The organism is Vibrio sp. 10N.222.48.A3 (genome assembly GCF_041475345.1).
Taxonomy (GTDB): Bacteria; Pseudomonadota; Gammaproteobacteria; order Enterobacterales; family Vibrionaceae; genus Vibrio; species Vibrio tasmaniensis_A.
Window position 1 is genome coordinate 1 of the sequence record NZ_JBFRVX010001832.1, and the last position, 233, is coordinate 233.

The following is a 233-nucleotide window of genomic DNA, read 5'->3' on the forward strand; positions in this document are numbered from 1 at the left end:
GTATTATAAGTTTTATGATATTCCATTGACTGAAGACTATGATGAATTTCGGTCTCAACTAATGAATACCAAGCTGCAAGCTGGTGGAGGAACGTCGTCATGGAATGGGATCATTGCTGCCGCCCAAGAAGCTAATAAAGCAACGAATCTAAACCCTGAGCAAGTGTTTATTGTTTTATCTGATGGTCAGGATGGCGACAAGAACTATTTACAAAAACTAGTGGACCAAGGGC

At 40.8% G+C, this 233-nt stretch carries 1 protein-coding gene; it reads left to right on the forward strand.

Annotation, left to right across the window (positions count from 1 at the left end):
* On the forward strand, positions 1 to 233 hold a 233-nt coding region (locus AB4653_RS29110; protein ID WP_372106119.1), incomplete at both ends, for a VWA domain-containing protein.